Origin of the sequence: Mesorhizobium sp. AR02, assembly GCF_024746835.1 — a bacterium.
Classification (GTDB): domain Bacteria; phylum Pseudomonadota; class Alphaproteobacteria; order Rhizobiales; family Rhizobiaceae; genus Mesorhizobium.
Genome location: NZ_CP080530.1, coordinates 256,856 through 269,265, shown reverse-complemented (window position 1 = coordinate 269,265; position 12,410 = coordinate 256,856). Strand labels below are relative to the sequence as shown.

The following is a 12,410-nucleotide window of genomic DNA, read 5'->3' as shown; positions in this document are numbered from 1 at the left end:
CTGTCCATCGATAATGATGTCGACCACGGGCATGCCGAGCCCTTCACTTGCAGTCTGGGATCACCGCCCAGGCTGCTCGATCATAGAGCCACACCGCTCATAACCATTCAGATTTGATAATGGCCAAACGTCCCACAATTGTCGATCTTGCCCGCGAAGCCGGGGTCAGTGTTGCAACGGTCGATCGGGTTCTGAACGCCCGCCTTCCTGTGCGCGAGGAGACTGCGCGGCGCGTCCACGAAGCAGCCCACGCGATCGGCTATCATGCTGCCGGTCTCATCACGCACCGCTTCAAGCGGCACCTGCCGCGCTACCGGCTGGGCTTCATCTTGAGAAAACCGGCCCAGCATTTCTACCAAGAGTTCGCGCGCGAGGTCGAGGCCTCGGTAAGTTTGTCCCAATCCTTCCACGGCATTCCGCTCATCGAATTTGCTCCGTCACATTTGCCCGGGGATCTGATCCCGCTCCTTAAGAGCCTTGGGAACCGCTGCGACGCGATCGCCATGGTGGCGCCGGACCACCCGAAGATCACGGCAGCGGTCGAGGAGCTCAAGGCGAAAGGCATCCCGGTGTTCTCGCTGCTTTCTGACTTCGCCTGCGGGGTGCGCGAGGGTTACATCGGTCTTAATAATCGCAAAGTCGGGCGGACGGCCGCTTGGATGTTTTCCAAGGCCGCCAAACGGCCTGGGAAGGTGGCCGTGTTTGTTGGCAGCCACCGTTTCCAGGGGCATGAGCTCCGGGAGGTCGCCTTTCGTTCCTATTTCCGTGAGAACGCACCTACCTTCGAAGTGCTCGATACGCTCGTGAACCTGGAAGAGCGGCAGATCACTTACGAAGCCATGCTGGATCTCATTCAGCGGGAACCTGAGCTCGTGGGCTTCTATATGGCCGGCGGGGGCATGGAGGGCGCTATCTCCGCGCTGCGCGAAGAGGGCAAAGGTGTGGATCTTGTCGCGATCGTGAATGAAATCACGCCCGAGACGCGGGCAGCGCTCGCAGATGAAATCGTCACCATGGCCGTCGCCACTCCACTGCGTCGGCTTTGCCAGGAGCTGATGTTACTCATAGACCGAGGCATCAAGACCGGCACCGCGGAAATGCCGGGCCAGACATTTCTGCCGTTCGACATCTATGTCCCGGAAAACATCTGACATTGATGCGATTCTATCACGGAGCCAAAATTCCTTTCATAAATGGAAGGAACGCTCGATTGACTGGCTTGCTTCAATCAGGCTTGTGCATCGGCCTGCGCTGGGGGGCGCGGCATAAGCCAGACAGGCAAACTGGCGGCCGCACTTCTGAAAGGAAAGCCAAGCCATGCGCCAGGTATCTCCCCGCTTTGCGGTCAACCACATGGCAGCGCCCCCTCTTGACGTCAGTGCATTTTTCGCGCTTGCGCGTGACCAGGGCCTAACCGATGTTCAAATCCGTGACCTTCATTTCAGCAATCCTGTTGCATGCGCCATTCCTGCTGCGGACGTCCGGTCTGCCGCCACCGAAGCTGGCGTAACCATAATCTCGGTCAACGCCTTGCAGCGCTTCAACGACTGGACTCCCACGCGTCAGTCGGCGGCGATCAAGCTCGCCGACTATGCGGCGGCGTGCGGGGCCAAGACGGTCGTGCTGGAACCGGTCAACGACGGCTCGTGGGCGTGCAATGGCGAGCGCCATGACAGTCTGCGCGTCGCTCTAAACGCGCTCAAGCCGATCCTCCAGCCGCGCGGTCTGATAGGTCTCATCGAGCCGCTGGGCTTTCGCACCTGCTCGCTTCGATCAAAGAAGCAAGCGGCCGAGGCCATTGCCGCGGTTGACGGCCAGTCAGTGTTCCGCCTCGTGCACGACACGTTCCACCACACCCTGGCCGGGGAGACGTTCTTGTTCTCCGAGCTTACCGGCCTGGTGCACATTTCAGGTGTGAATGACCCGACGTTCTGGATTTACCCGGATCGCTTCCTTGGAGGTTCCGACAATGGCAGCCAGATCCAGGCGCTGCTTGATGGCGGCTATGAGGGACCCTTCTCGTTCGAGCTGATCGAGGTGGTCCGCACGCTGGACGATCTTGCAGGCGCACTTGCTGCCAGCATTGACTTCATTCAGCGCCGGCTATTGACGCCAGATTAAGGAGTGGCAGGGGTACCAAATGTAAGTTCGCCTGGAAGCCTCCCGTGGTTTCACAGCGGAGGAGCCATCCGAGATGCCTCCTGCATCATGATCTCCCGCATCCAGATGCTTGCCGGATCGCTGTTGTGGAGTGACGGCCAACAGAGGGTCTCGGTGAATGCGGGAAGCGGCAGCGGAAGTTCGACGATCTGCAGGGGGAACGATTTTTCGAAATGCCTGACCAGCCGGGAGGGGATGGTCGCGATACGGGCCGTGCCGGACAGCATCGGCGGGACCATGCTGAAGCCCTGCACGGCGACCTCGACACGTCTCTTGAGGCCATGTTCAAGCAAGAACCATTCCTCGATGGAGGGCTTCATTAGACGCCCGAACCTGACCGAGACGTGCCTCATCGACATGTATCTCTCGAACGTAAGCTGCCGTGGCAACTGCTTGTTGGTGCGACAGCCTACGCACACGAGTCTCTCCTCAAACAGTGCCACGCTTGAGTGCGCGCTCGACGTGAACAAATCCGGAAGAATTAGAAAATCGACGTCACCGCGCTGGAGAAGCTCATCGGGGCCGTCGTCGACAGGCAGCAATTCGAAGCTGACGCCGGGGGCTTCGCGCGCAACACGCTCAACGACTTTCTCAAAAAACACGAGCGTGGCGAAATCGGAAAGAATGATCCTGAAACGGCGGTCGGATTGAGCTGGGTGAAACGTATCCGAGGAAATAATCGAGCACTGGATCTGCAGGAGAGCGTCGCGAACCGCGGGGGCAAGTGCTGCCGCACGCGGGGTCAGAAAACGTTCGCGGCCGCTCGTCGTAAACAGTTCATCGCCGAAATAATCGCGCAGCCGGGCGACGGCCGCACTCATGGCCGGCTGGCTGAGGTTGATGCGGCGGGCCGCCGCCGAGAGATTGCGCTCCCCCAGCAGCGCGTCGAGCACAACGAGGAGATTTAGGTCAAGCCCTTTGAAACGCATGTCTTTAGCTATCCATAGCGTGGATGCCGTTGATCGAAACAAACCATTTTATCACTTTTCCGAAATCTCGCATGGACAAAACACCTGACGCACCGATCACCCGCTGCTCTATCGCGTGACCTGTGCCTTATGACCAGCTCGAAAGAGAAAAATTTTCTATTTACTGCGAAGTGGGGTGGGGTTGTGCGGGGAGAATGGCTTGCAACTGGCTAAGCATGTCGAATCCGCCCTTTTCCAAAAAGCCTGCGCAGCGCGAGCGCGGAGGTTCACGCAATTGGCAGCGACTCACGTCCCTCATCATCGGAGCCTCCGCCGTAGCCCGGCCGGAACTCACTGCGGCTTCTATGATTGCTGGGCTCGGTCCGTCGGACAAGCTTGAGGCGAATTTTCGCGACGCGACGGTCTTCAGGAAAGGGGCGCTCCGACCCGCGGATCAGAGTCCGTCGTCTCTTCACTCCTGACAACGACGTGAGAGTGGGTGGCGTGACGCTGAGTAAATCCAGGAGCGCCTGGAGCCTCCCTTGGTTTCACAGCGGAGCAGCCATCCGAGATGCCTCCTGCATCATGATCTCCCGCATCCAGATGCTTGCCGGATCGCTCCTGTGGTGAGCCGGCCATTGGACGGCTTCGGTGAACGCGGGAAGCGGCAGCGGAAGTTCGACGATCCGCAAGGGGAACGTTTTTTTGAAATGCCTGACCAGCCGCAAGGGCATGGTCGCGATACGGGCCGTGCCGGACACCATCGGCGGGATCATGCTGAAGCCATGCACGACGACCTCGACACGTCTTTTAATACCATGCTCAAGCAAAAACCATTCCTCAAAAGCCGGCTTCAGCATACGCCCGAACCTGACCGAGACGTGCCTCATCGACATGTATCTCTCGAATGTAAGCTGCCGTGGCAACTGCTTGTTGGTGGGACAGCCTACGCATACGAGTGTCTCATCGAACAGCGCCACGCTTGGATGGGGGCTCGACATGAAGAAATCCGGAAGAATTAGAAAGTCCACGTCACCGCGCTGGAGAAGCTCGTCGGGGTTGTCGTCGAGAGGTAGCAATTCGAAGCTGACGGCGGGGGCTTCGCGTGCAACACGCTCCACGACTTTTTCTAAAAACACGAGCGTGGCGAAATCGGAAATAATGATCCTGAAGCGGCGATCGGATTGAGCTGGGTTAAACGGATCCGAGGAGATAATCGAGCAATGGATGTGCAGGAGAGCGTCGCGGACGGCGGGGGCAAGAGCTGTCGCACGCGGGGTCAGAAAACGTTCGCGGCCGCTTGTCGTAAACAGTTCATCGCCGAAATAATCGCGCAGCCGGGCGACGGCCGCACTCATGGCCGGCTGGCTGAGGTTGATGCGGCGGGCCGCCGCCGTGAGGCCGCGCTCCGCCAGCAGCGCGTCGAGCACAACGAGGAGATTTAGGTCAAGCCCTTTGAAACGCATGTCTTCCGTTATCCACATGGCGGATATATTTCGGCGAAACAATCGCAGTTTTGCAGCACGTCGCAAGCGCAACTTTCAAAAGCGCCCTAAACAAAACTTGATGTCTGCGTCGGCTGCGAGCACATTTATCTGACGTATGCCTTCCGGTTTAGGCCGAATAGCCGGGTCGCACGTCGGTTCCTGCTAAGCCCCTCGCTGATCTGGGGGATGTCCCGAAGCTTGTTGAACTTCGGCTGAGCGACGTTGCGCGATCTCATGTTAGGCAGCCCTCGATGCCGGACCAACGGGCTTTGCGGCGAGGCGCTGCTGATGGGCGATCAGCGCAGCGCCCAGGACCGGCAACTGCTTGTGAGCCTTGAGCTTGCGGAAGCCCTTGGTGGCCTCGATCATGCCGGCTGCGACCCATCTGAGGGCCATCTTGCTATTGCGCCAGCGCTTCACGTTGCGCGTGACGCGGCGGATCGTGCCCATCATGTTCTCGGCAATGTTGGTGCAGGCGAGCGAGCGGCGAAGCTGCATGGGCAGCTTCAGCCGGACGACGGTGAGTATCTCGACCAGTCCTTCCAGGATGCTGGCCGCGACGCCTGGCCGATCCTGGTCGAGCCGACGCGCGAGGTTTCGGATGAGCTTCGGCCTTGCCGGCGTCGTCGAGCTCCCAGGCTTGGCGCAGCACCCGGCGCGTCGAGGCGTGAAGCTGCTTGGGCAGCCTATCCATGATGTTGCGCGCCGTGTGAATCTGGCAGCGCTGGATCAGGCTGTCCTTGCCGAAAGTCGCGCGGATCGCCTTGGACAGCGCCTTGGCGCCGTCGACGATGAACAACCGCGCTACCGCCGGATCGAGCCCACGTTCTACGAGATTGTCCAGAAGCGCCTGAACGGTGGCGGCGTTCTCGGTCGCGCCCTCGACCAGCGCGAGAGGATGCTTGCCGCCTTTGCCGTCAATGCCGATCGCGGCGACGAGCACGAGATCGTTCGCTCACATGCAGCCCGTCGATCTGGATGACCAGGAGGTCGAGATCAGACAGATCCGCGCTCATGAAGGCGTCGAGCTTCTCCGTCGACAGGGCCACGAAGCGTCGCGACGCAGCCGATTTCGACACGCCGCTGCCATGACCCGCCGGCACATCGCCTTCCGGAAGTCGCACCGCCCGTCCGAACCGCCGCGTCGAGACGTTGATCAGCATCAGGTTCATCGCCCAGAGGCCGAGCCAGTCCTCCGACATCGCGCGATCCCAGCTCGGCAGTGCCATCTCCCGCCCATCGACGGTCCGGATCCGCGGACGCTCGACCGCGACCTTGCCGCCGTGAAACCCGATCCGGCCGCGCGTCGAGCCCCAGCGGTGCGCCTCGCGCTCTTCAACCCGGCCGTGGCGCGGGCCGCAGGCTGCTTCGACGTCCGCCTCCATCATCGCGCCCAGCGCCTCCATTCCGGCCGCAAGGCAGAGCCTCTCGAAGCTCTCCTGAACGTCGGCGAACGCTTCTTCCAAAGCTCCGCTCGCCGCAGCCGTCGGCAATGTGATATTCCTTTTCATGGCGTTGCTCTCCTCAGTGGAATCGACACCCCGAGCCTACAGGCTCGAGGCGACCAACGCCGCCCCTTCAGAATTTCAACAATGACCGGGACATCCCCCTGATCTGCGCAAGCTATATCGCGTCAGCTCGATGTGTGCTTAGGCGCCTACTCAAGGAAACACGAAAAGTTACGAGGTCTTTCCATGCGCAGGGAGTGCGGTGGACGTTGTGCTTATCGTCAGCCTGCGCCTTCTACGAAGCCATTCGAAGCGGCCGTAGTGGGCCCGCGCGAGGCCGCAGGTCCGTAGCCTTGGCAGCGACGAGCACGGCCGTTACATCCACCTGCCACCTGCCCGAAAATTACATGATGGGATTCTCTCATGGGCGTCGAGTTCGCTTTCACAAATGAAAGAAAGCTCGGTTGACTAGCCTCCCTCCTTCCCGTCTGTAGACCAAAGTATGGTTGCGCTCGGGAGGAGCCTGAAACGCGCCACGCCACTTAACGAGAGCGCCTACGCGCCGACGGCGTCACAGGCGCACATGCCGCGAGCATTGATTTCGTGGCCCGAGATCGAGGATGACATGCTAGACTTGGAAAATAATCGGGAATCCGAACCGACTGCTGAGCAGACGCCGTCATGCTCCATATCGGTGGGCGCGAAAACGGACGAATCAAAATCCGCGACGATCAACGCGGTCCCCATTGTGCCGTCGCAGGAGAGCACGCTTGCCGGGATCTTCGAAATATCGAAAGCACTCACCGCCCCCTCCCGGCTCGAAGTCACTTTGGCCAAGGTCGTCGATCTTCTGCGATCGTTTGTGCCGATGCGGCACGGCATCATCTCTCTCTTCGACGGTGATGGCGAACTGGACATTACCGTAGGCGCCGGCTGGAGCGAGAGCTGCGATGAGCGCAGCCGGATGTACCTGCCGCGGAAGGCAATCGACCAGATTGTGACGACGGACACGCCCCTCTACGCCGAGAACATAGCGGTGCATTCTGCCTTCAGTGCCGCCGACACGGACGTGCTCGGGGTCTCCGACAACATGCCAGTGTCCTTCATCGGCGTTCCCATTCGCGTCGATGCGAATATCGTGGGCACGCTGACCATCGACCGCATACTGGACAACAGGTCAAGATCTTGGCTCGATTACAACCTCCGTCTGCTACCCGCGATCGCCAACCTGGTTGGACAGGCAGTGAAGTTGCATCGCTCATTCGCCTGCGACCGCGAGCAACCGATGGCGGAGAAGGAGCGGCTGCAAAGGCAATTCCGCGAGCTCAAGCATCCTGCGCGAGAGCGTAAGAAGGTTCACGTCAAGGGGATGATTGGCGACAGTCCGGCGCTACACGGTATGCTCGAGAAGGTCGCCGGGGTGGCCAAGGCGAAGATTACGGTTCTGTTGCGAGGCGAATCCGGTACCGGGAAGGAGCTGGCCGCCAAGGCTATCCACGAGTTGTCGCCGCGCGCCAAGCGGCCCTTCATCAAGTTCAATTGCGCGGCGCTGACCGAGACAGTCCTGGAATCCGAATTGTTCGGTCATGAGAAGGGTGCATTCACAAGCGCGTTCAACTCGCGCAAGGGGCGCTTTGAGCTCGCCGACAAGGGGACGTTGTTCCTGGACGAGATCGGCGAGATCTCGCCCTCGTTCCAAGCAAAGCTCTTGCGCGTGCTGCAGGAGCAGGAGTTTGAGCGCGTCGGCGGCAACCAGACCATTAAAGTCGATGTTCGCATCATTGCCGCCACGAACAAGAACTTGGAAGAGGCAGTTGCCAGCAATGAGTTTCGTGAGGACCTCTATTACCGCATCAGTGTCGTTGACTTGCTGGTGCCGGCGCTACGCGAAAGGCGCAGTGATATTTCGCTCCTCGCAGCCGAGTTTCTCAAGAATTTCAACGGTGAGAACGGCAGTATGCTGACCTTCGATCCCAGTGCGATTGAAGTGCTGATAAACTGTGATTTTCCCGGCAACATTCGCGAGCTCCAAAACTGCGTGAAACGGACAGCGGTGCTGGCCGCGGGACCATCAATCGGGAGAGACGACTTTGCATGCTACCAGGGCCAATGCTTCGCTGCGGCGCTGCATAAGGCCAAATCTGGCAAACTCGCGCTGCAACCCCGGCCGATCGTGCCGGTGCCAGTGGTTCCGGCCATACCGCCGGCTGCTGCCGGGAGTTCTGCCGCCGTCGCAGTCCCGCCTGAGACCGCAGGGGAGCCGCCGCTGGGCCCTGCCGGCGCAGTGCACTTAAATGGTGCGAGAACGACCGATGCCGAACGTGTCATCGCAGCGATGGAAAGATGTGGCTGGGTCCAGGCGAAGGCGGCACGCCTGCTTGGACTGACGCCGCGCCAGATTGGTTACGTGCTGAGGAAATACGGCATCGAGATCAAGCGTCTGTGAAAGGACGACTAAGCCAATAACCAAGACAATTCATGCGCTGGTGTTTCAGTGGGGCCATGCGCCAAATGGAAGAGGCAGGCGCCAACGAGACCAAGAAATTCGCTTGGAGATCAATTGGTGTCGCAGCGCAGAAGTTTGCATTAGGTCGAAGAGGAGGCTTGTACCCCCGTATCGGATTTCTTTTCGGGAATGTCGTCGAAGGATGAGTAGTTGAGATTGTATAGCTTGGAATAGAGCCCACCCAGGGCCGTTAGTTGGTCGTGGTTTCCGGTCTCAAAGACTTGGCCGTTCTGAAGCACGATGATGCGATCGGCACTCCGGATCGTGGCGAGCCGGTGGGCGATGATGAGGCCAGTGCGGCCTTTAAGCAATTTTGAAAGAGCCTTCTGGATCAGCATTTCCGTGTAGCTGTCGATATTGGCGGTGGCCTCGTCAAGAACGAGAATCTTGGCGTCGGCAACGAGAGCACGCGCGAAACTGACAAGCTGGCGCTGGCCGAGAGAAAGGTTGCCGCCGCGTTCGCCGAGCTGGGTATCGTATCCGTCTGCAAGGCTCATAATGAAGTCATGGGCGCCGACTGCCTTGGCGGCCTCGATCACGTTGTGCCACGTGGCATCCGTCTTGTGGTAGCGAATGTTTTCGAAGACCGTCCCGGTGAACAGGAACGGCTCCTGCAGCACCATGGCGACCTCTCGGCCGAGCGATTCCTGGGTGAGATCTCGCACATCGTATCCGCCGACCAGCACTTGGCCCTGCTGAACATCATAGAAGCGGTGGACGAGGGCCATCGCGCTCGATTTACCAGAACCGGTCGGCCCGACCAAAGCGACCGTCTCGCTGGGCATGACCCTGAAGGAAACGTTTTTCAGCACCGGATGGCCGGGATTGTAGCCGAACGTGACGTTCCTGAACTCGACCGAGCCATCCATTTCCGGCGAAAGCACTCTGGCATTCGGTTTGTCCTGAACATCGATCCTAACGTCCAGCACATCGGTCAGCCGCTTGCCGGAGGCCATGGCGCGCTGCATGACCGAATACTGGAGGGTAAGGGAGCGAATTGGGTCAAAGAAGCGCTGGATATAGAATAGGTAGGCGACCAAAACGCCCAAGTCGATGCGACCATTCATGATCATGGAGCCGCCGGCCACGATGACGATAGCCATGGCGAGCCCGGTGAGGCCATCGACGATCGGCACCATCACCTGTGCATACTTGGCAGCGGTCAGGTGAGCACTGAGGTCGGCATGCGCCTTGTCGTCATAAAGCATGAAATTTATCTGCTGGCGGTCCATGCACTGGACGGTGCGCACGCCATGAATGGCTTCCGCCAGCGCGCCATTGACGACCGAATTGGTTTCGTGTGCCGCCATGAAGGCTTCGCGGGCACGCGGCAGCCAGACGATGCGGATGATCAACAGGGCCGGCAAGACCGAGAGTGTCAGGAAGCCGAGGCGGAAGTCGAGGCACAGCATCACGAAAACGATGCCGAAGAGAAGAGCAATGTCTCCTACGGAATAGACTGAGGTCTCGACGAATTCGTGGATCGAGCTAACGTCGCCTTGAAGGCGGGACATCAGGCGTCCCACCTCGGTCTTGTCCATGAAGGAGAGCGAAACTTTCTGCAGATGGGCAAACATTGCGCGGCGGATATCGAAGAGGACGTTGTCAGCCATTTTTCCGACTACGGTTTCCTGCGCGTAGGCGGCGCCGAAATTAACCAGAATAGCGAGCGCAAACGCGCCGGCGGCCCTGAGCAGGGCGGAGCGATCAACGCCTGCCGGAGTTATGGCGTGATCGATCGCGCGGCGGATGATCAGGGGGATGAGAAGCTGCGTGCCGACGAAGATCAGCAATGCGGCACTCGAGATGACTACCCTAGCACGGTAGGGACGAACGAAAGTCCAGATGCGTCGAACGATGCTCTTGTCGAAAGCCCTGCCGAACATCTCCTCCTTGATGCGGTGGGAGCCGACCACCGCGTGCGGGGGGCGTCCGCCGCCGTCATTAGGTTCGATTTCAAGTTCGGCGGCGTGCCCCTTGGTCATCAGGGCGCGCCTCTGTGCGTGATCGCACTGTCATCTTCCGGGCGCAACTGGAGATCATAAAGGGCCTTATAGCGTCCTCGCTTAGCCAACAGCTCTTGATGGGTGCCGCGTTCCACGATCTCGCCATTGTCAATAAACAGGATCCGGTCGGCGTGCCTGAGCGAACTCAGCCGGTGGGCAATGATGATCGTCACCCTATCCTTGGCGAATCGCCGTATCGCCGCGCGGATGCGCTGCTCAGTGGCGGCGTCGATCGCGGCCGTTGAGTCGTCGAAAATGACGATTGATGGGCGCAGCATCATTGTGCGAGCTATCGTGAGACGCTGGCGCTGGCCGCCCGAGAGGGTGGCGCCGCGTTCGCCAACGACCGTCTTGTAGCCTGCGGGGAGGCTGAGGATGTAATCGTGCAACTGGGCGGATTCGCTGGCGCGCTCGATTCGCTGTTCTTTCGCCCAGGGATCGCCATAAGCGATGTTGTTCTCGATCGTGGTAGTGAACAGGAATGCATCCTGCTGTACGACTGCGACTTCCTTGCGAAGTGTGGCAAGGGTGACCGCGCGGATGTCCTGCCCGTCAAGCGTGATGGTGCCCCCGGTGACGTCATAAAAGCGGGCGATCAGGTGAGCGATTGTCGATTTGCCCGAACCCGGCGGACCGACGATAGCGATCGTTTCGCCTCTACGGGCGCTAAAGCTGATATTCTTCAGAATGGGGCGGTTTCCGGTGCCGGGATATACAAACGAGACATTATTGAAGCTCAGAGTGCCTTCACTGATCTCGAGCGGTTTGGCGCCGGAAGCATCCCTGATCGTGATGTCCTGGTCGAGCAGGCCGAAGAGGCGCGAGCCGCAAGTGTAAGCGCGGGCGAAGCCATTGACCATTAGGCCGATCTGCCGGACGGGCATTTGCAGAATGGTCATAAACGCAAGGAACGTGGCGAGCGTTCCGACGCTGATTTGGCCCGCGATGAGCTTGTTGCAACCGATCCAGAGGACCAACCCCATGGCCAAAAAGAATGACAGCGTCATCGCCGACGTGTTGGGCACGTAGACGTCAACCTGCTCGTGGGCGAGGGCGAGCGCATTCTTCGAGGCGCGGTCGAACTTCACCATCTCATAGGCCTGTGCCGAAAACGCGCGGACAACGCGGATGCCTGCGAGATTCTCCTCCATCACGCGGCCTAGAACCGAAAGCCGCTCCTGCAGGTCGAGCCAGGTGGCGCGTAGCTTTAGCTGTGTGACCGACGAGCGCCAGGCTACGAAAGGGACGAAACTCAGCGCGATAACCCCGAGCACCGGGTCGGTTGATATCATCGTGTAGGCGCCGATGCCCATCAGCATGGTGAGCAGAAGCATACGAACCAGGGCGGTGGAAAAATACATCCGCACGCCGTCGAGATCGAGCATGCCGAGGGTGATTAGATCGCCTGAATGAACCCGGTCGTGAAAAGAAAAGCTGAGACGTTGGATCTTGTCGTAGCAAGCAAGTCGCAGTTCGTACGCGACGTGATGCCCGACGGCCTCCGCAAAATAGTTCTGCGCCATCGTGAACAGGCCGCGTAGCGTACTCGCGGCGAGCAGCAGGAGAGCCGAAGTCCAGAGCGCTTGTTCTGCGGGGATCGCCGCAACACCGCCCCCAATCGCTATCTGAGTGTGGTCGACAGCCTGGCCGAGAAGCTGGGGAATGAGCAGCTGGAGGATTGCCGCTACGATCGTCGATCCGAAAGCGAAGGCGACCTGCCACCGGTTCCGCAAATTCATGCGGGTAATGCGCAGCAGCGTGCTGAAGCCACGGCCCCACCCGGCCGCTTGCTCATGCTTGGACGAATACAGAGGCTTCGTCGCGCCGCCAATTGCATCAGTACCCACGTGTATGTTCCAGACTGAATTCCGACGCTTCCTGAGGCAAGCGAGAGA

7 protein-coding genes and 1 pseudogene are annotated in these 12,410 nt (G+C 59.7%); 3 read left to right on the top strand and 5 right to left on the bottom strand.

The features are described 5' to 3' along the window. Positions 1 to 119: 119 nt before the first annotated feature. Positions 120 to 1,151, top strand: coding sequence for a LacI family DNA-binding transcriptional regulator (locus DBIPINDM_RS01125; protein ID WP_258581064.1), 1,032 nt, complete (start codon positions 120 to 122; stop codon positions 1,149 to 1,151). Positions 1,152 to 1,317: 166 nt separating this feature from the next. Continuing rightward, the gene (locus DBIPINDM_RS01120) at positions 1,318 to 2,121 is read left to right on the top strand and encodes a TIM barrel protein (protein WP_183455299.1); all 804 of its coding nucleotides are present in this window, start codon (positions 1,318 to 1,320) and stop codon (positions 2,119 to 2,121) included. A gap of 50 nt (positions 2,122 to 2,171) precedes the next feature. Here DBIPINDM_RS01120 and DBIPINDM_RS01115 read toward each other — a convergent pair whose 3' ends face one another. The 3 genes and pseudogenes from DBIPINDM_RS01115 to DBIPINDM_RS01105 all read right to left on the bottom strand — a co-directional run bounded on the left by DBIPINDM_RS01115 (position 2,172) and on the right by DBIPINDM_RS01105 (position 6,066). Further along, positions 2,172 to 3,089, bottom strand: coding sequence for a LysR family transcriptional regulator (locus tag DBIPINDM_RS01115; RefSeq protein ID WP_258581063.1), 918 nt, complete (start codon positions 3,087 to 3,089; stop codon positions 2,172 to 2,174). A gap of 527 nt (positions 3,090 to 3,616) precedes the next feature. Then, positions 3,617 to 4,534, bottom strand: coding sequence for a LysR family transcriptional regulator (locus DBIPINDM_RS01110; protein ID WP_258581062.1), 918 nt, complete (start codon positions 4,532 to 4,534; stop codon positions 3,617 to 3,619). Positions 4,535 to 4,792: 258 nt separating this feature from the next. Continuing rightward, positions 4,793 to 6,066 (bottom strand): annotated as a pseudogene (locus DBIPINDM_RS01105) (IS256 family transposase). Positions 6,067 to 6,628: 562 nt separating this feature from the next. Between DBIPINDM_RS01105 and nifA the strand changes: the two are divergent. After that, the gene (nifA, locus tag DBIPINDM_RS01100) at positions 6,629 to 8,449 is read left to right on the top strand and encodes a nif-specific transcriptional activator NifA (RefSeq protein WP_258581235.1); all 1,821 of its coding nucleotides are present in this window, start codon (positions 6,629 to 6,631) and stop codon (positions 8,447 to 8,449) included. 140 nt (positions 8,450 to 8,589) lie between these two features. Here the strand turns inward: nifA and DBIPINDM_RS01095 are convergent, their stop codons facing one another. Both DBIPINDM_RS01095 and DBIPINDM_RS01090 read right to left on the bottom strand, forming a co-directional pair. Further along, on the bottom strand, positions 8,590 to 10,494 hold the full coding sequence (locus DBIPINDM_RS01095; protein WP_258581061.1) for an ABC transporter ATP-binding protein: 1,905 nt from the start codon (positions 10,492 to 10,494) through the stop codon (positions 8,590 to 8,592). Further along, entirely contained in the window at positions 10,494 to 12,362 is a 1,869-nt protein-coding gene (locus DBIPINDM_RS01090) for an ABC transporter ATP-binding protein (protein ID WP_258581060.1), read from the bottom strand. Before DBIPINDM_RS01090 ends, DBIPINDM_RS01095 begins: the two co-directional genes overlap by 1 nt. Positions 12,363 to 12,410 lie beyond the last annotated feature (48 nt).

What these genes read in the sequence shown, in the direction of transcription:
- DBIPINDM_RS01125 (WP_258581064.1), top strand. Translation starts at nt 120, where the DNA reads ATGGCCAAACGTCCCACAATTGTCGATCTTGCCCGCGAAGCCGGGGTC.
- DBIPINDM_RS01120 (WP_183455299.1), top strand. Translation starts at nt 1,318, where the DNA reads ATGCGCCAGGTATCTCCCCGCTTTGCGGTCAACCACATGGCAGCGCCC.
- DBIPINDM_RS01115 (WP_258581063.1), bottom strand. Translation starts at nt 3,089, where the DNA reads ATGCGTTTCAAAGGGCTTGACCTAAATCTCCTCGTTGTGCTCGACGCG.
- DBIPINDM_RS01110 (WP_258581062.1), bottom strand. Translation starts at nt 4,534, where the DNA reads ATGCGTTTCAAAGGGCTTGACCTAAATCTCCTCGTTGTGCTCGACGCG.
- nifA (WP_258581235.1), top strand. Translation starts at nt 6,629, where the DNA reads ATGCTAGACTTGGAAAATAATCGGGAATCCGAACCGACTGCTGAGCAG.
- DBIPINDM_RS01095 (WP_258581061.1), bottom strand. Translation starts at nt 10,494, where the DNA reads ATGACCAAGGGGCACGCCGCCGAACTTGAAATCGAACCTAATGACGGC.